At 41.9% G+C, this 17,640-nt stretch carries 16 protein-coding genes and 4 tRNA genes; 8 read left to right on the plus strand and 12 right to left on the minus strand.

The window, feature by feature from the left end:
• Positions 1 to 3: 3 nt before the first annotated feature.
• The 5 genes from yycF to NSQ17_RS19320 all read right to left on the minus strand — a co-directional run bounded on the left by yycF (position 4) and on the right by NSQ17_RS19320 (position 1,469).
• The gene (yycF, locus tag NSQ17_RS19300; protein ID WP_017359978.1) at positions 4 to 711 is read right to left on the minus strand and encodes a response regulator YycF; all 708 of its coding nucleotides are present in this window, start codon (positions 709 to 711) and stop codon (positions 4 to 6) included.
• 347 nt (positions 712 to 1,058) lie between these two features.
• Positions 1,059 to 1,131 (minus strand) — tRNA-Phe (locus NSQ17_RS19305).
• Between the two features lie 26 nt (positions 1,132 to 1,157).
• Positions 1,158 to 1,234 (minus strand) — tRNA-Asp (locus NSQ17_RS19310).
• 81 nt (positions 1,235 to 1,315) lie between these two features.
• Positions 1,316 to 1,387: transfer RNA gene (locus tag NSQ17_RS19315), tRNA-Glu, on the minus strand.
• A 6-nt stretch (positions 1,388 to 1,393) separates the two neighbouring features.
• Positions 1,394 to 1,469, minus strand: a tRNA-Lys gene (locus tag NSQ17_RS19320).
• 332 nt (positions 1,470 to 1,801) lie between these two features.
• Here NSQ17_RS19320 and NSQ17_RS19325 point away from each other — a divergent pair.
• Positions 1,802 to 2,326: a peroxiredoxin family protein gene (locus NSQ17_RS19325; RefSeq protein WP_007497396.1), complete on the plus strand. Its 525-nt coding sequence runs from the start codon at positions 1,802 to 1,804 to the stop codon at positions 2,324 to 2,326.
• A 30-nt stretch (positions 2,327 to 2,356) separates the two neighbouring features.
• Here the strand turns inward: NSQ17_RS19325 and NSQ17_RS19330 are convergent, their stop codons facing one another.
• From NSQ17_RS19330 to NSQ17_RS19345, 4 genes are all read right to left on the minus strand, one after another.
• A complete protein-coding gene (locus NSQ17_RS19330) occupies positions 2,357 to 2,566 on the minus strand; it encodes a hypothetical protein (protein ID WP_024718463.1) in 210 nt (69 codons plus the stop codon).
• Between the two features lie 15 nt (positions 2,567 to 2,581).
• Entirely contained in the window at positions 2,582 to 3,715 is a 1,134-nt protein-coding gene (locus NSQ17_RS19335) for a DUF418 domain-containing protein (RefSeq protein WP_138279237.1), read from the minus strand.
• A 131-nt stretch (positions 3,716 to 3,846) separates the two neighbouring features.
• A complete protein-coding gene (locus NSQ17_RS19340; RefSeq protein ID WP_007497400.1) occupies positions 3,847 to 5,142 on the minus strand; it encodes an adenylosuccinate synthase in 1,296 nt (431 codons plus the stop codon).
• A gap of 216 nt (positions 5,143 to 5,358) precedes the next feature.
• The gene (locus tag NSQ17_RS19345; RefSeq protein ID WP_342467718.1) at positions 5,359 to 5,940 is read right to left on the minus strand and encodes a TetR/AcrR family transcriptional regulator; all 582 of its coding nucleotides are present in this window, start codon (positions 5,938 to 5,940) and stop codon (positions 5,359 to 5,361) included.
• A 137-nt stretch (positions 5,941 to 6,077) separates the two neighbouring features.
• On the opposite strand from NSQ17_RS19345, the gene NSQ17_RS19350 reads away from it, so the two are divergent.
• Complete coding sequence (locus tag NSQ17_RS19350; protein WP_144668251.1) at positions 6,078 to 7,283, plus strand: cytochrome P450; 1,206 nt, start codon at positions 6,078 to 6,080, stop codon at positions 7,281 to 7,283.
• A 32-nt stretch (positions 7,284 to 7,315) separates the two neighbouring features.
• On the opposite strand, the gene NSQ17_RS19355 is transcribed toward NSQ17_RS19350, so the two are convergent.
• From NSQ17_RS19355 to NSQ17_RS19365, 3 genes are all read right to left on the minus strand, one after another.
• Positions 7,316 to 7,729, minus strand: a complete 414-nt coding sequence (locus NSQ17_RS19355) for a VOC family protein (protein ID WP_024718459.1) — start codon at positions 7,727 to 7,729, stop codon at positions 7,316 to 7,318.
• A gap of 131 nt (positions 7,730 to 7,860) precedes the next feature.
• A complete protein-coding gene (gene dnaB, locus NSQ17_RS19360) occupies positions 7,861 to 9,225 on the minus strand; it encodes a replicative DNA helicase (protein WP_003214779.1) in 1,365 nt (454 codons plus the stop codon).
• Between the two features lie 285 nt (positions 9,226 to 9,510).
• Entirely contained in the window at positions 9,511 to 10,467 is a 957-nt protein-coding gene (locus NSQ17_RS19365) for a DUF4885 family protein (RefSeq protein WP_338705905.1), read from the minus strand.
• Between the two features lie 109 nt (positions 10,468 to 10,576).
• Between NSQ17_RS19365 and NSQ17_RS19370 the strand changes: the two genes are divergently transcribed.
• The 6 genes from NSQ17_RS19370 (at position 10,577) to NSQ17_RS19395 (ending at position 17,634) form a co-directional block, all read left to right on the plus strand.
• A complete protein-coding gene (locus NSQ17_RS19370; RefSeq protein WP_039168997.1) occupies positions 10,577 to 11,434 on the plus strand; it encodes a hypothetical protein in 858 nt (285 codons plus the stop codon).
• A gap of 745 nt (positions 11,435 to 12,179) precedes the next feature.
• On the plus strand, positions 12,180 to 13,061 hold the full coding sequence (locus NSQ17_RS19375; RefSeq protein WP_342467719.1) for an alpha/beta hydrolase-fold protein: 882 nt from the start codon (positions 12,180 to 12,182) through the stop codon (positions 13,059 to 13,061).
• A 7-nt stretch (positions 13,062 to 13,068) separates the two neighbouring features.
• Positions 13,069 to 13,854, plus strand: coding sequence for a 2,3-dihydro-2,3-dihydroxybenzoate dehydrogenase (locus NSQ17_RS19380; protein ID WP_342467720.1), 786 nt, complete (start codon positions 13,069 to 13,071; stop codon positions 13,852 to 13,854).
• Between the two features lie 26 nt (positions 13,855 to 13,880).
• Positions 13,881 to 15,062 carry an isochorismate synthase DhbC gene (gene dhbC, locus NSQ17_RS19385; RefSeq protein WP_135009468.1) on the plus strand — a complete coding sequence of 394 codons (1,182 nt, stop codon included), beginning with the start codon at positions 13,881 to 13,883 and terminating at the stop codon, positions 15,060 to 15,062.
• Positions 15,063 to 15,087: 25 nt separating this feature from the next.
• A complete protein-coding gene (locus tag NSQ17_RS19390) occupies positions 15,088 to 16,707 on the plus strand; it encodes a (2,3-dihydroxybenzoyl)adenylate synthase (RefSeq protein ID WP_342467721.1) in 1,620 nt (539 codons plus the stop codon).
• A gap of 18 nt (positions 16,708 to 16,725) precedes the next feature.
• Positions 16,726 to 17,634, plus strand: coding sequence for an isochorismatase family protein (locus tag NSQ17_RS19395; RefSeq protein ID WP_024718452.1), 909 nt, complete (start codon positions 16,726 to 16,728; stop codon positions 17,632 to 17,634).
• The last annotated feature ends 6 nt before the right edge of the window (positions 17,635 to 17,640 follow it).

Here is a 17,640-nt window from a genome sequence, read left to right on the forward strand (position 1 = left end):
ATCTTAGTCCTGCTCTGGGTTTCTTAAATAGTAGCCGACGCCTCGTCTTGTTACGATCCAGCTCGGGTGGCTAGGGTTGTCTTCAATTTTTTCACGAAGACGGCGGACTGTCACGTCTACTGTACGGACATCTCCGAAGTAATCGTAGCCCCAAACCGTTTGCAGTAAGTGCTCACGTGTCATGACTTGTCCAATATGTTTCGCTAAGTAATGAAGCAATTCGAACTCACGATGCGTTAACTCAATCGTCTCGTCACGCTTGGACACGACATACGCATCTGGGTAGATCACAAGTGAACCAATCTCGATATCATTTGATTCAGATTCTTCCTCTGATTGCGGAGCAGCCGTCTGTCTTCTTAAATTTGCTTTTACACGTGCAAGCAGCTCGCGTGTACTGAATGGCTTTGTGACATAATCGTCCGCGCCAAGCTCAAGACCAATGACTTTATCGATTTCAGAGTCTTTTGCTGTCAGCATGATAATCGGCATGTCATATTTCTTTCTCACTTCACGGCATACTTCAACGCCATCTTTGTTCGGCAGCATAATGTCGAGCAAAATAATGTCTGGCTTAATTTCTTCTACCATTTCAAGGGCTTCATTTCCGTCATACGCACAATGAACCTCGTAGCCCTCTTTTCTTAAGTTAAATTCCAATATATCCGCAATCGGCTTTTCATCATCTACGACAAGAATCTTTTTTTCCATTGTGATTTCCTCCTGCATTTTTAGCATCTATGTCATTCCATTTTGCATGTCTCATTACGCCTTTTTCATTTACGAAAAAAAGGCTCACTGTCTATTATAACGTTTTACGAGGCAAAGATAAAAATAATAACGGCTTTCTTTGCTAGTAAACGTTGGATAGAAGAACTTCACCCAAAAGATTTGATGACTTTTTCCTTTTTTATTGAAACTTTTCCAGTCACCAAACGTCTATATACATGTAACGTCTTCTTCTTATGGAGCCGGGCCCTACCTAGGTCCGGCTTCTCCCTTTTTATGCCTTCTTTTCATAATAAAAACGCACCTGCGATTGCAGATGCGTTTGGAAGTGGCTCGGGACGGAATCGAACCGCCGACACACGGATTTTCAGTCCGTTGCTCTACCAACTGAGCTACCGAGCCATCATCAAAAGATGAATATGTATAAATGGCGGTCCGGACGGGACTCGAACCCGCGACCTCCTGCGTGACAGGCAGGCATTCTAACCAACTGAACTACCGGACCTCAGTAACTTGCCCGAAAAAGCAATCGTGGTGCTCCTTCAAGCAAGTGAGGAAAAATTAGCTTAACGCTAAAGTAAATCAATGACCCGTACGGGATTCGAACCCGTGTTACCGCCGTGAAAGGGCGGTGTCTTAACCGCTTGACCAACGGGCCAAAACATGGTGAGCCATGAAGGACTCGAACCTTCGACCCTCTGATTAAAAGTCAGATGCTCTACCAACTGAGCTAATGGCTCTCGGTTTGTGAAAAGTGAATCTGAAGAAGCTGTATTGCGTCAAACCAATCGCTTTAAAAGCTGGAAAATCGCATCTTAACAAGTTTCAGAGACCTTTGCAACAACGAGATTTATAATATCATAGAGTAATTACATATGGCAATACGTTTTTCGACATTTTTTTAAAAAAAGTGTCGGATTTGATATCTTCTGTTACATCGCCTAAATCCGAAAGCGCCTTCATTCAATTAATGGCTACTGCCCAATCCAGCACACAGAAACGTTTGATTCCGACCAATATTGGTTATACAAGAAACAAACAGCATGGTGATTGAAAAAGGAGGAAGCATAGGATGAGTTCATTTAAATTAGGAGATAAAATGCCCGATTTTTCACTGCCAACAGTGCAGGGCGATCACATTGAGTTTTACAAACATTTAGAGGAGCATCAAAGCTGGCACCTTATCGTTTTCTTTAGAGGATCATGGTGCCCAGTATGTGTCGAAGAATTAAAAGAGCTGGAAAAACAGCAATCCTATTTTCAAGACAAGGATATTCACTTAATGACAATCTCAACGGATAATCCTGAAGACTTGAAAGAATTTGCAGACAAAGAGGGACTTTCTTTCCCCATCATGTCTGACCAAGACCTCACATCATTGAAAGCCTATGAAGTCTTCTATCACGGTGAAGATGCCCCATACGAAGATCATGGGGTGCACGGAGAACCTGCTTATTTCTTATTAAATGAAAAAGGCCAAGTCCTCTATCAGCAAAGACAAACAAGTCCATTTGGCAGACCGCATGCCAACGAACTGCGCAAAATCATTCAATACATTCGTAAAAATTTAAAAGGCCAATATAAAAGCCTAAAATAAAAAAGAAGCTCTCATCAGAGGGCTTCTTTTTTATGAATGTTTTTTATTGTATAGCCAATCTGCGGTGAAAAACACAAGAAGACCTGTCATTAAAATCACAAAAGTCACAGGTGTACTCTCACCTTGAAAAAAAGCGTAAGACGCATGTCCTCCTAATGCTAGAAGATAAAAAACAAACGCCGATCCTGCTGCTTTTTGTGCATTGGCTTGTTCTCTTTTCGTCGTTTTTTTGAAAAACATTGTATCTATTCCCCTTTAAGATGCTTTCTTCATTGTCACACGGCGAAGTGCCCGTGATCGGATATACTCCATTGGCCCAATTCGCCAGACGTGTAAGCAAAGGGCTGAAATCGCGATTTGCAGCAGGGAGATCAACAACCATGACAAGACGATAAGGGGCGCATTGATTTGACCGCCAAGACCCAATCCCCAGCTGTAAAAAAGAAGCGAGCAGATGACATTTTGCAGGATATAGCAGCTAAGCGCCATTTTCCCTACATATTCAAACCAAGTCCACATGAACCATGACTCCGTGCGTGCTAGAAGCTTCGCCACGACAGCAATATAGAAAATAGAGAGGAATGGCGAAAACACATAGCGCACCACAAATTCTACTATGTCATTTGGTACGAAGACGAGCGCATTCAGCGGCAGTCCAATCCACAAACCCATTCGGAACAATATTTTCCGCAGAGATTGCCCACGCTCATTTGCATAAAATACACCAGCTCTCATCATCCGCACACCTAATAAAAACAAAAAGGTATTCATTGGGATAATAAAGATTGCTTCTTCTCGGTACATCAAAAAGTGCTGTAATCGGTCTTGAACTTGAGATATCCATGTCTCCGGCAGTTGTTCTTCGTACGCTGGTTCACTGCTCTCGTCATAGGATTCAGTTTCCAATTCAGAGAAAGAAAATACAACGAGAAAAGCCGTCACCAACAAATGAATGACACCCGAGACAATCATGCCTTTTTTGATGCGCCGACTTCCTCCACGGACAATAAACGCCACAAGCAAACCCGTGACGGCGTAACTCATGAGCACATCATATTCCATCACTAACGCAAAATGGACAAAGCCTTCAATTAATAAGAATAAAAGAATCCATAAATATGTACCCGGCCAAGTCATATTTTTTCTTTTCGCCTGCTGGTATTTCAGCTCTAGCCCTACGCCAAACATGATTGTGAGCAGCGATAGCATTTTGCCATAAACGAACATAGAGACAAGACTTTCAAGAAAACTACCATTTTCATATTCATCCGCAATCTGATCTGTCGCAAAGGTATCCCCTGCGTATGCAAAAAACCAGACGTTTGTACCCAATGTACCTAATATCGCAAAACCTCGTAAAATATCTAATAATCGTATTCTTTCTTTCACTAGAACGCTCCTTCCCTTTTATACAGTTATCATATTTTGGTAATATCGGGAAGTCAGTTCCGTAGAAATTAAGGAATATTTAAACAAAAAAAAACCAGTAAAATGTGTCATTTTACTGGTGTCTGATCAGTCTATAATGATGGACGGTACACGCTGCGGACAACGTTCGTTTGGGAACGGTCTGGTCCGACTGAGAAAATAGAAAGTGGAATACCTGTTAATTGTGAAATGCGCTCTAAGTAATGACGGGCATTTGCAGGCAGTTCACTTAAATTCTTCACGCCTGTAATATCTTCTGTCCAACCTGGCATTTCTTCGTAGACAGGTTCACATTTCGCTAATTCATTTAGACTTGCTGGGAATTCTTCAGTGATTTCTCCGTTCAATTTATAAGCAACACAGATTTTCAATTTCTCAATCCCTGTCAGTACATCGATAGAGTTAAGAGATAAATCTGTAATTCCGCTCACACGGCGCGCATGACGGACAACAACACTGTCAAACCAGCCAACACGGCGCGGGCGGCCAGTTGTCGTACCGTATTCACGGCCAACTTCACGGATTTGATCGCCAATTTCATCATGGAGTTCTGTCGGGAATGGGCCATCACCTACACGAGTTGTGTAAGCTTTTGATACGCCGACCACATGTTGAATTTTCGTAGGACCTACACCAGAACCAATCGTCACGCCTCCAGCCACTGGGTTAGATGACGTCACGAACGGATATGTCCCTTGATCGATATCAAGCATAACGCCTTGTGCCCCTTCAAAAAGAACACGGCGGCCTTCATCTAGAGCATCGTTCAATACAACAGATGTGTCCACGACATATTTTTTCACTTGCTGACCATATTCATAATACTCATCTAAAATATCTTCAATTTTGAAGCCTTCTGTGTCGTACATTTTCTCTAAAAGACGATTTTTCTCTTCTAGATTACGGGCAAGCTTCTCTTCAAATACTTCACGATCTAATAAATCTGCGATACGGATTCCGACGCGGGCAGCTTTGTCCATATAAGCTGGTCCGATTCCTTTTTTCGTCGTACCGATCTTGTTAGCCCCTTTCCGCTCTTCTTCTACCTCGTCCAATTTTAAGTGATAAGGCAGAATGACATGGGCTCTATTGCTGATTCTGAGGTTATCTGTACTCACATTCCGTTCGTGAAGATACGCAAGCTCAGTGACCAACGCTTTAGGATCAACCACCATTCCATTACCGATGACACAAGTTTTCTCTTTGTAAAAAATACCGGACGGAATGAGGTGTAGCTTGTAAGTCACTCCATCAAATTTGATTGTGTGACCTGCATTGTTTCCCCCTTGATAACGGGCAATCACCTCTGCATTTTCTGAAAGGAAATCGGTAATTTTCCCTTTCCCTTCGTCACCCCACTGCGTACCTACTACGACTACTGAAGACATATCGTGCACCTCCGTTAACCTTTCAAAACGTTATCTCTTTCAAACACATTTATTTTATCAATGCACAATGAAAAAGTCAACGTGAAATCCGAACATTAATATCTCGAAATCAAATTTTGTTCGTTTTACATGTGAGGAAAAGCGCTTTAATTGCTCATTCTACGCTTAAACAAGAAGATTTCGATCAAAATTACTGTTTTTCTCATTTCCGTTTGTTCAGTGATTTTCAATCAATTGAATCATCGAACTTGCCATAAAGTCGGGTGAATATGGTCTACCTTTTCTCAGCCACCACTCAGCTGTTCCAACATAAGCAGAAATGACAAATTGCTTCTGCATCTCGAGAGGAACGTGTTGTGGATCAGGTGGTGAACCTGTGACTTCTTCTAGCCCCAAAGTAAAGCTTTCTTCAAAAAAAGCACTGGCCGTCTGATGAATATTAAGCTCTCTTCCCCTTTTCAAGAGAATCTGATACTCCTCTTCATGTTCCTGCAAATGCTGATAAAAGCGGTAAATATACACATATGCTGCATGATCGCTCTTCCACTCACTTTCATGTACAGGAGTAAAAATAGCGGTTTTCATGACATCAAACATCTCATCCATGACCTGCTGAGCTAAGTCAAACTTATCCTCATAATGCTGATAGAAGGTGGTGCGATGGATTCCTGCCTTGTTCGTCAAATCTTGTACAGAAATCTTCCCCCATTCCTTCTCCTTTAATAACTGAAATAATGCTTTTCTTAATTGTTGCTTTGATTCAGTTGCGCGCTTATCCCCTCTGTAGCAGTCCGCCACAAGCCGCTCTCCCCTTCCCATTTTCTTCAACAGATTTCGCTTTTCTGTTGGTTGAATCCTTTCTCCTGATGAATTACCTTTAAATCTAACACAGTGAAAAAAAGGAATCATCTGACAACCCATAAGGAGTGATGATCATGGAAACAACAACACCTAGTGCCGTTCAGAAAGCGTTATTAAGAGGGAAAAATAAGCAGGACCCGTATCACCCATTTGATTGGTACGCCAAAATGCGTCAAGAATCCCCTGTTCATTTTGATGAACACAGCCAAACATGGAGTGTCTTCACCTATGAAGAAGCAAAGCGCGTCACCATCGATAAAGATACCTTTTCTAGTCAACCTCCTCAAGACCACCGGAAACATTCACTGATGAAAACAATGGTCATGATGGACCCGCCAAAACATACACGAATCCGCTCCATTGTGAGCAAAGCCTTTACACCCCGGGTGATGAAATTGTGGGAACCACGCATTCAAGAGTTAATGGATGATCTCATTGCACAAATAGAAGGTAAGGAAGAGATTGATCTTGTTCAAGACATCTCCTATCCGCTTCCTGTGATTGTCATTGCAGAGCTTTTAGGTGTGCCAACAGAACATAAACAATCCTTTAAAGAATGGTCCGATATTCTCGTCAGCATGCCTAAAAGTGAAGAAGAAAGAGATGTCGTTGAATGGCAGAAAACACGGGATCAAGGCGAAGCGGACATGATGGCGTTTTTTGCTGACATCATTGAAGAGAAGCGGCAGAACCTTAGTGATGATTTGATTTCGCTTTTAATTCAAGCGGAGGAAAATGGAGACAAGCTGTCCGCAGACGAATTAATTCCTTTCTGCAATCTGCTCCTGTTAGCAGGCAACGAAACGACCACCAACCTGATCTCCAATATGATCTTTAGTTTGTTAGAAAATCCGGGGTCGTATGAAGCGCTCGCTCAATCACCTGACCTCATTCCTCGTGCTGTGGAGGAGGCTGTCCGTTTTCGTGCCCCTGCGCCTACCATCGTCCGGTATGTCACAGAAGACACCGAACTTGGAGGGAAAGTCTTGAAAAAGGGAGACAGTGTGATTGTCTTTCTTGCGTCTGCGAACCGGGATGAGCATCAATTTCCAAACGCACATGAGTACGATATACACCGGCATCCTAATCCTCATATTGGCTTCGGCCACGGCATTCATTTCTGCCTAGGCGCACCACTTGCTCGCCTGGAAGCCTGCACTGCCATCAAAGCCATACAGTCACGATATGCATCACTAGAGCTTCTCTCTTACGTCCCAATGACAAGCAGCGGTATGTATGGATTAAAAGCACTGAAGCTCCGTGTCACGCCTCGTTGCTAACAAAAAGGACTCCCACGAGATGGGAGTCTTTCTTAATCAGGTGTAATTCCTTCTGTATTCATGAGCACCACTCGATATCCATCTGGATCTTCAATCGTCACGCCTCCTCGATCCCAGTACGGGTTTGTAGAGGTGACATGCCGTCCGCCAGATGCGATCAGTCTCTTTTTCATCTGCTGAAATTCTTCTTCATCCGGAATATAGAATACAAGCAGTTGCTCTGGGTGGGGAACAGGCAAGCTTTCGTCTTCTTCATGTTTGGTGATTTCCAGATGAACATGCTGGTGAGGAAGCCCAAGCATGACCCCATCATACCCTTCATGCTGATCAAATGAGCCTATTCGTTTCAGCCCTAAACCTTCTTCATAAAAAGAAACAACCTCTTTCATGTTGACGGTCGGACGTGCGATGCGTAATTGAGCGGCTTCGAATTGTTGAAACTTCATCAGTCATCACTCCTTTTCTCTCCCTTTAGTATACGCTCTCTTTTTCTCCCACTCCTCCTCATTTCGACTGTTTTTCCGTCATTCTTTCGATGTAGATGGATCAAAAAAAGCCCAGCTTCTTGAGCTGGGCTTTAAGCACCGGGCGGAACACCCGCATCGTCAAATCTTCTTTCTAAGTTGACGAATTTGTTATATTCTTTTACGAACGCCAGTGATACCGTTCCAACTGGACCGTTACGCTGTTTCGCAATAATAATTTCAATAATGTTCTTATTCTCTGATTCTTTATCATAGTAATCATCACGATAAAGGAACGCCACAATATCGGCATCCTGCTCAATACTTCCTGATTCACGAATATCAGACATCATCGGACGTTTGTCCTGACGCTGCTCTACCCCACGAGAAAGCTGTGATAAGGCAATGACCGGCACTTCAAGTTCTCTTGCTAGTGACTTTAAAGCCCTAGAAATTTCAGATACCTCTTGCTGACGGTTATCGCTTGATCGTCCACTCCCTTGGATGAGCTGTAAGTAGTCAATCAGGATCATGCCAAGCCCGTTTTCTTGCTTCAAACGGCGGCATTTCGAGCGAATTTCACTGACTCTAATGCCAGGTGTATCATCAATGAAAATCCCACTGTTTGATAGCGAACCCATCGCCATTGTCAGCTTACCCCAGTCCTCTTCTGTGAGGTTACCGGTTCTTAGGTTTTGTGCATTGATATTTCCCTCGGCACAAAGCATACGCATGACCAGCTGCTCAGCGCCCATCTCTAAACTAAAGATGGCGACACTTTCATCTGTCTTGGTCGCAACGTTTTGTGCAATATTTAACGCGAAGGCTGTTTTCCCTACGGACGGACGAGCCGCTACAATAATCAGGTCATTTCGCTGGAAGCCAGCTGTCATCCGGTCAAGCTCTGAGAAACCCGTTGGAATCCCAGTGATATCACCTTTTCGATTATGAAGCTGTTCAATATTATCATATGTCTGAACAAGAACGTCTTTAATGTTTTGGAAAGCTCCTGAGTTTTTACGCTGAGCCACTTCCATAATGGTTTTTTCAGCATCACTCAATAGATCTTCTACTTCATCCTCACGCGTATATCCATCCTGTGCAATGGTTGTCGCTGTACGGATCAGACGTCTTAAAATGGATTTTTCTTCCACGATTTTCGCATAATATTCAATGTTTGCGGCAGTTGGGACAGAGTTCGCAATATCTGTTAAATACGAAATCCCGCCTACCTCTTCTAGTAAGTCTGTATTGGCAAGTTCTGATGTCACCGTGACAAGGTCAACCGGTTCCCCTCTATCACCAAGTACAAGCATCGCATTGTAAATCTTTTGATGCGACATTCTATAGAAATCCTCTGGAATTAATACCTCAGAAGCGAGCGTTAGCGCAGATGGTTCTAAAAAAACAGCACCTAATACGGCCTGCTCGGCTTCTATATTTTGCGGCGGCAGCCGGTCATCGAGAAGTTCCGTCATGCCAAGCACCGTCCTTTCATAAAAAAATACGCTACTCATCATTTTAACATTTTCATCAATAAAAAAGTGAAAAACATCAACTATAGTCAAAATTACCATGTCGATGTTTTGTTGAACAGCGAAACAACACATTTCAAATAGAAAAGACTCTGTAACATAAATTGTTATAGAGTCCTTTGTATCGCTAATGGGATTTGTAGCTGTTGTTGTTCACACATGTGATCGATACTCCAACATGGCATGTACACGCACATGATCAAATATTGAAAATATCAGGTGCGTTTTTTAATCTATCGTTTTCTTAACTCCGTAATTCACCTTTTGTCCAATATCATATAAAGACCCGTTTTCATACCCAATAGATAACACCAAATCGGGAATAGAATCATACCCGTTCTTGGCTAGATCAAAGAGCTGTGCACCATAATGTGATGCAGCAATGCGGGCATTTTCTGCTGTGTATGGGTTTTTCAGAAGTTCTTCTTTGTAGATATCAAAAATATTCGCTCCGGTATCCGTTACAAATTGACCGTTTACAATGCTTAAATCTTTTAAATTGTAGCCTGTCACCGTTTTGATTTGATTGACAAGGTGGAACTTTGCAAGTGTATCCGGCGTGAATTGAGTCGAATCATCATTTCTACTTTTCATAATATGAAAAAATAGTTCTCTTGTATTGTTGCTTGTATTCAATATGTCTTCTATTTGTTTGACTAGGGTTTCGTCTGTTGATCCACTCACCACTAATTTAAAATGATTGGGGTCAATGGTAAAAGTTAAATTAGCATTTTTAGGAATGTTCAAACCATTGGTAGAAAACAAAGCTTGCAGTTGTTCGTTCACCTTCTGACGATTTAATAGTTTCTTTTCTACACTTTCTTGGGTAGGATCGTACCGTTTTTCATTACGGAAGGCGGCATCATTAGAATTATAATGTCCTCCTGTTCCATTATTAGCCCAACCAATCTCAATAGAGTAAGCCGCTTCTCTTTCCGATTTGGTTAAATCACTTCTGAAATAAGGGGAGTGTTGATTTCGATACTTATCGTATATATGACCATGAGGATCTTTAAATCGTTTATTTTGTTCATTTATTTTTTCGTATTTTTCATCTAATATTTTCATTCGTCTATCAGATTCGGTCATCACTTCGTTTGTACTTTTAATAGCTGATTGACCTTTAGAGTCTATTTGGTTCAAATTGTTCGAAGAACTGGCTGTGTATGACGTATTAATATTCATTTTGATTCTCCTTTTTTAAGAAAATAGTGATTATTAAATATATCGGCATTTCAGTTAAAATTTGTTAGTTTAATGTCGATATAGTAATTATTACAAGGAGGGTTAATATATGACAAATACTATCTTTAAACGTTTATTATTACCAGCATTATTATTGGCGCTTGTTACTAGTTTTTTCGCACCTACGTCAGCAGAAGCAGCAATTACGGGGAATAACAGTCCTAACACTGCAAGTTCAATGGGATATTGGAAAAATAGTCGTTCAGACACGACAATCTTACCTGAAGGTGAAAATGAAGCGTATTATCAGTTTACGATCAATAAAGGTGAAAGAGTTTATGTCAGAAGTTCGTATAATAAGCAATATACTGGGATGAAAATCGAGGTGTATAATTCGAAAAATTCCGACGGGAGGTCTAGAGTCATTAATCCTGATTCAGTCACACCCTTTATTTTTGCAAATACTGGGGACGTGACTTCAACTTCAGAAACTTATTTTGTGAAAGTGACCCGTGGTACATATACAGGGAATATGTATTTTACTGTTTCCATTGAAGATCGTATTAAATCTGGAAATGGGACATTCAATTTTACGGGGACGGCTACAAACTTGGGGAATTCTTCTTTAAATTTTTTAGGAGTTGATTCTTCTGTCATTACAATGGATCTAACGAATAATTCTTCTATTCCTAAAAGTGCAATCGTTAAATCGATTACGACAACTAGCACTCAAACACCTAACCAAGGGAATGTCACACACAAATTAATGGATAGTGAAAGTAACATTTGGTATCAATCACTTTTCTCCTCTGCAACAAGTGGTTCTTATCGTATATCTCTGGATGATCAATTAAGAGTCGCTCAAAAATGGAGCTTTAAGTACAACGCAAAAGCTACGGCGAGATCTACTATGAGCAATGTCAAAGCCGATATCCGTTACGAATATGATGTCACAGATGGATTTTAAGTGAATGATGTTAACAGATATATACACCAATTGATCAACAAGTAAGGGCACATCCCTTACTTTTTTTATTGCCTCATTTTTGATGCTATATGTTATTTCACCACTCTACAGTGCTTGTCATGATTGCTTCGCTTCATGATATTTCGCCACTGTAAACGTATTTTTCAGCTTGAGCTGATTTTCAAGCAGATTTAGCCTCAGTTTTCCTAATGGGGGTTTCATTCTACCTACATTCCCTGCGATCTTGTCTTCCATAGAAAATTGTCTATGAATTTAAGCATGATATTGAATAAGTTGTGAATTAAGAACACTAACTTTCCCCAAAATCCACCTCTTTTTTTCTAAAAACACAAGAAGGTCTATAGACTTATTTTTCTCAAAATTATTTCAAGAAGAAAAACCTATATTTAATCATGATTCAAACAGAAGAAAATGGTAAATGTTTTGAGATTGTCAAGGTTTTTTGGCATTTCTACTCTGTTTTAATGACACAATCCGGCATTCTCTATTTCCAATCATTTGGTAGTTAGTTAGTCCTTTATTTTCTGAATATTTAGATCAAATTATCGATTATACCACTTTATGAACATTTGACTTCCTAATTGATAAACATTATCATTTGATTTGCTTGCGTGATAATTGAGAATCATTTTCATTTAAATTTTTATTACTACACTCATCCACTATCCGCAAGCCTGCTTTTATCATCATATGAGGTCAATTTGAGAAAGGGGATTTTTCACATATGACCAAACGCACTGAAGGAATGGGTACTGATGATTCACTTTTTGGAGAAAGCCGTCCTTTTTTTATACCTGGGACGGAGCAACTAGATATCACAACACACCCATACAGACTTTTTATATTTAAACCGAATACCACTCCTCCCGAAACTGGTTTTCCAGTCATGTACGTGCTTGATGGGAATTCACTTTTTGGCACAATGGTCGAAGCTATACGTTTACAGTCAAGAAGACCTGAAAAAACAGGTGTCGTACCTGCTATTATTGTTGGAATTGGCTATCAGACAGAAGCGCCCTATCATCCGCTTAGGCATTATGATCTCACTCTTACCGGCCCTGACGTTTCCATTGAGGGTAAAAGAAAGGACTTCTCCATCCATACATATGGCGGCGCCTCTGCTTTCTTTTCTTTTTTAGAAAAGACGGTTAAGCCATACATTGAGCAGCGCTTTCCGATTAATCAGAGTCGTCAAACACTATTTGGCCATTCTCTTGGCGGGCTTTTTGTATTACACACACTATTTGAGCACCCTGACGCTTATCAGACATATATTGCGGGCAGTCCTTCTATCCACTGGAACAAAGAATTATTTCTAGAAAAAGAACACCAATTTACCAACCGCATCCGGCAAGTGCCTATGGATGTAAGGCTACTTGTAGGTGTAGGTGAGTTAGAAAAACATCATCCATGTCAAATGAATGCTCATGCAAAGTCTCTAGCCAATCGTATGCTGCCTTTATCCTCGTATGGCTTGCATACGACCTATCTCGAATTTCCTGAAGAAGGACATACGTCTGTTTTACCGGTGCTGATGAATGACGCTTTTCGTTTTGCATTTTATCATCAAGATCCTTTAACAACTACAGACTTGAAAGAAAGGTAGTGAACACATGAAACAGAGTGGTCTGTCTCATAAAATTGCCCTTATTACAGGCGCAGGACAAGGTATTGGACAAGCAGTCGCAAAGAGACTAGCCGATGAAGGTGCGATCATTGCAGCAGTTGACACAAATGAAGATCAGCTGCAAAGCACCGTGCAGAAGTTGAATGATAAAGGCATACGTGCCTTTGCCTATCCAGGTGACATTACCGATCAAGCATCTGTTCAGCACATTGTCGATCAAATTGAAAAGCAGCTTGGCCCCATACATTTACTGGTCAATGTAGCAGGCATTCTTCGGATTAGTTCGATTGATCAGATTAGTACAGATGATTGGCACCAAACCTTCGCAGTCAATACACATGGTCTCTTTTACATATCCCAAGCTGTCTCCAAATACATGATGAAAAGATCAGAAGGGGTCATTGTGACTGTCAGTTCTAACGCAGGTGCCATTCCTAGAATGAATATGGCTGCCTATGCTGCTTCAAAAGCAGCAGCTACTTCTTTTACAAAAACGCTTGGATTAGAGCTGGCTACCTATGGCATTAGATGCAACGTCGTCTCGCCCGGCTCTACCGCAACACCTATGCAATGGGCTTTATGGTCTGATGAGCAAGGAGCAGATCAGGTGATTAAAGGTTCATTAGAGACGTATAAAACCGGTATTCCTTTACAAAAAATCGCTGACCCTCAACAGATTGCTGATGCAGTCATCTTCTTTGCATCTGAGCAATCCAGTCATATTACGATGCAGAATCTCACAATTGATGGTGGTGCAACACTCGGAATTTAACATTTTATCAAAAAGGAGGCCTTTTCATGAAACATTCATTATTGTCGACAGAAGAAAAAGTACAGCTGATCCAAGACTATCAGCCAGGCGCATTTTTCCTTGCTTCTCCTAAACGAGCGTTACTTGCAGAGGGGATATTCCAGCATATTAAAACCAATCAACTCGATGAACTATCCACAAAGGTAGCCCATGTTTTTGAGACTGCTAAACAAGCTGGTATTCAAGCACCGATTGTTGCTGGTGCTGTTCCGTTTGATCCGGCGCAACCCGTTCGTTTAAATGTGCCAGTCCATGTACAGTTTAGTGATCCACTCGAATTTCATCAAGGTGATGAGGATTCAGAAGTGACATCACAATCCTATGAGGTGACACCTGTCCCTTCTCCTGAAGTCTACATGAATGGTGTGAACGAAGGGTTAGCTAAAATTGAAAAAGGAGAGCTTAGCAAAATCGTCATTTCTCGATCTCTCCATCTCAAATCAAATCAAGACATTCATACGAAAACAATACTCGAACGACTGGCTCGTCATAATACAACTGGTTATACGTTTGCTGCAAACGTAGCTGATCCGAAATCTTCCCAAAAGCGCACACTTCTTGGGGCAAGCCCTGAGCTGCTTCTTTCAAAAACTGGTTCATCTGTGATTTCCAATCCACTCGCTGGTTCTCGGCCACGCAGTTCAGACCCCGTAGAAGACCAGCGTCGTCACGATGAACTTCTTACTTCTGCAAAGGATTTACACGAGCATGCAGTGGTTGTCGATGCTGTCACTAAAGCGCTTGCTCCTTACTGTCATACGTTAGATGTACCCGCATCACCATCCGTCATACAGACAGAAACGATGTGGCATTTATCTACTGTGGTCAAAGGTGAATTAACAGATTCCAATGTGTCCTCCATTGATTTAGCGCTTAGCCTCCATCCAACACCCGCAGTATGCGGAACACCTACAGCAGATGCACGTGAAGCCATTCAAGCGATTGAACCCTTCGATCGAGGATTTTTCACAGGAATGGTCGGTTGGGCAGATGCAAATGGTGATGGAGATTGGATTGTCACCATTCGCTGTGCAGAAGCTGAAGGTCACTCCCTTCGCCTCTTTGCTGGTGCAGGAGTGGTCAAAGGATCAAAGGCAGAAGAAGAGCTAGCCGAAACATCTGCAAAATTCAACACGATGCTTCATGCGATGGGCATCCATCAGCTATAAAAATACATAGGAGATGACAAAAGACATGTTTGTTCAACCACCTACATGGCCAGAAGAATTTGCAAAACGCTACCGTGAAAACGGCTGTTGGCGTGGAGAAACCTTTAGCGGGATGCTTCGTGAACGCGCCGTATCGTTAGGGAATAAAACAGCGATTACATACGCTGATACACACATGAGCTATCAAGAACTTGATGAGCGCGTCAGCAGTCTTGCCGCCGGTTTTCATCAGCTTGGAATCCAAAAGGGAAGTCGAGTTGTCGTACAGCTTCCTAACATTCCTGCTTTTTTTGAAGTCGTTTTCGCTTTATTTCGTATCGGTGCTTTACCCGTCTTCTCACTGCCATCTCATAGAAGCAGTGAAATCACTTATTTTATTGAATTTGCCGAAGCAGACGCATATGTCATAACAGATATCGATGGCGGCTTTGATTATCGATCACTCGCACGTCAACTGAAAGAAAAACTTCCCTCATTACCTCATGTCATTGTTGCAGGAGAAGCTGAGGAATTCCTAGACTTGGATGATTTGCGCAAGGACCCAGCGCTCGATCCACAAATACATGTAGAGGCAAGCGACATTGCGTTTCTTCAGTTATCTGGAGGAAGCACAGGCCTTTCTAAGCTCATACCTCGTACACATGATGACTATATTTATAGTCTTTGGAAAAGCAATGAGGTGTGCGAGCTCACACAACATAGTGTGTATCTAGCTACACTTCCAGTTGCACACAACTATCCATTAAGCTCGCCTGGTGTTCTTGGGACATTATACGCTGGTGGAAGAGTCGTTCTTGCACCTGGATCAAGCCCTGATGTCGTCTTTCCACTCATTGAAAAAGAACGGGCGACTATTACCGCTGTCGTTCCACCAATTGCATTGATTTGGCTAGAGGCCGCTCCTCATCGATCAGATGACTTATCGAGTCTTGAGGTCTTACAAGTCGGTGGTGCTAAATTAAGTGCTGAGGCAGCAAAACGAGTGATGCCTGCCCTTGGGTGTAAGTTACAGCAAGTTTTTGGCATGGCAGAAGGTCTGGTCAACTATACCAGATTGGATGACCCTGAACATGTCATTATCCATACACAAGGACGCCCGATGTCTGAATATGATGAGGTACTAGTGGTAGACGATGAGGACAAGCCCGTCCCGAATGAAGTGGCTGGACACCTTTTAACAAGAGGACCTTATACGATTCGCGGCTACTATAAAGCCGATGAACAAAACAAAAAAGCATTTACACCCGATGGCTTCTACAGAACAGGTGACATCGTGCGATTAACCAAAGAAGGAAATGTTGTTGTAGAAGGCAGAGACAAGGATCAAATCAATCGTGGTGGCGAAAAGGTTGCTGCTGAAGAAGTTGAAAACCATTTACTTGCGCATCCTGACATTCATGATGCCGCCATGGTGTCCATGCCAGATCCATTTCTTGGCGAACGCTCATGTGCCTTTGTTATTGCGAAAGGAAACAACAAACCAGCACCGCATGTCTTAAAGTTATTTCTAAGAGAACGTGGGCTCGCTGCCTATAAAATTCCTGACCGCATTGAATGGATTGATGCGTTCCCACAAACAGGTGTAGGAAAAATCAGTAAAAAAGCATTAAGAGAATTAGCTGCAATCCATACTGCCAACGTATAAAAAAGAGGAGTGAAAACCATGGCAATCCCTACTATTCCTGCGTATCCAATGCCAAGCATACATGATTTACCCGAAAATAAAGTGAACTGGATCCCTGATCCGAAACGTGCTGTCTTGCTGATACATGACATGCAGCAATATTTTTTAAATGCATTTCAACAAGATACTTCACCGATTACAGAGTTAGTGCAGCATATTGAACAATTACGTGATACATGCAAAGAACTCGGCATTCCAGTCGTCTATACAGCTCAACCTGGTGATCAAGACCCGAAGGATCGTGCCTTATTAACAGACTTTTGGGGACCTGGTCTTGGTGATGATGAAGCATTGACAAAAATCATTGATCAGCTTGCTCCATCTGAATCAGATACAATGCTGACAAAATGGCGTTATAGCGCATTCAAAAAATCCAACTTTTTAGATCTTCTTCACGAAGGCGGACGTGATCAACTGATCATTACTGGCGTATATGCACATATTGGATGTATGCTGACAGCCGCAGAAGCATTCATGCTCGATATTGAAACCTTTTTTGTCGCCGATGCCGTCGCTGACTTTTCACTTAAGCATCACAAAATGGCAATGACCTATGCAGCTGAACGCTGTGCAGTCACCACAACGACAAACCAAATCATCAGTCGTTTAACAGGACAAGAAGCAAACAGTGATGACCTATCCTTTGATGCCATCGTTCACCAAGTAGCTGAGTATCTTCAAATCAATCCAAATGAAATACCGCTTGACGAGAATCTCGTCTACCTTGGCCTTGATTCAATTAGAATGATGAGCCTAGCGGAAAAGTGGAGACAGCAAGGAGCAACAGTCAATTTCGTTGAGCTTGCAGCAAATCCAACGCTCATGTCTTGGCGGACTCTTCTTTTCCCAGAAAAACAGCCATCTATCCCAAATATCGATTACTTGTAAAGGAGG

The sequence above is a fragment of the Bacillus sp. FSL W8-0629 genome, assembly GCF_038593225.1.
Taxonomy (GTDB): Bacteria; Bacillota; Bacilli; order Bacillales; family Bacillaceae; genus Bacillus; species Bacillus altitudinis.

What these genes read in the sequence shown, in the direction of transcription:
- yycF (WP_017359978.1), bottom strand. Translation starts at nt 711, where the DNA reads ATGGAAAAAAAGATTCTTGTCGTAGATGATGAAAAGCCGATTGCGGAT.
- NSQ17_RS19325 (WP_007497396.1), top strand. Translation starts at nt 1,802, where the DNA reads ATGAGTTCATTTAAATTAGGAGATAAAATGCCCGATTTTTCACTGCCA.
- NSQ17_RS19330 (WP_024718463.1), bottom strand. Translation starts at nt 2,566, where the DNA reads ATGTTTTTCAAAAAAACGACGAAAAGAGAACAAGCCAATGCACAAAAA.
- NSQ17_RS19340 (WP_007497400.1), bottom strand. Translation starts at nt 5,142, where the DNA reads ATGTCTTCAGTAGTCGTAGTAGGTACGCAGTGGGGTGACGAAGGGAAA.
- NSQ17_RS19350 (WP_144668251.1), top strand. Translation starts at nt 6,078, where the DNA reads ATGGAAACAACAACACCTAGTGCCGTTCAGAAAGCGTTATTAAGAGGG.
- NSQ17_RS19355 (WP_024718459.1), bottom strand. Translation starts at nt 7,729, where the DNA reads ATGAAGTTTCAACAATTCGAAGCCGCTCAATTACGCATCGCACGTCCG.
- dnaB (WP_003214779.1), bottom strand. Translation starts at nt 9,225, where the DNA reads ATGACGGAACTTCTCGATGACCGGCTGCCGCCGCAAAATATAGAAGCC.
- NSQ17_RS19365 (WP_338705905.1), bottom strand. Translation starts at nt 10,467, where the DNA reads ATGAATATTAATACGTCATACACAGCCAGTTCTTCGAACAATTTGAAC.
- NSQ17_RS19370 (WP_039168997.1), top strand. Translation starts at nt 10,577, where the DNA reads ATGACAAATACTATCTTTAAACGTTTATTATTACCAGCATTATTATTG.
- NSQ17_RS19375 (WP_342467719.1), top strand. Translation starts at nt 12,180, where the DNA reads ATGACCAAACGCACTGAAGGAATGGGTACTGATGATTCACTTTTTGGA.
- NSQ17_RS19380 (WP_342467720.1), top strand. Translation starts at nt 13,069, where the DNA reads ATGAAACAGAGTGGTCTGTCTCATAAAATTGCCCTTATTACAGGCGCA.
- dhbC (WP_135009468.1), top strand. Translation starts at nt 13,881, where the DNA reads ATGAAACATTCATTATTGTCGACAGAAGAAAAAGTACAGCTGATCCAA.
- NSQ17_RS19390 (WP_342467721.1), top strand. Translation starts at nt 15,088, where the DNA reads ATGTTTGTTCAACCACCTACATGGCCAGAAGAATTTGCAAAACGCTAC.
- NSQ17_RS19395 (WP_024718452.1), top strand. Translation starts at nt 16,726, where the DNA reads ATGGCAATCCCTACTATTCCTGCGTATCCAATGCCAAGCATACATGAT.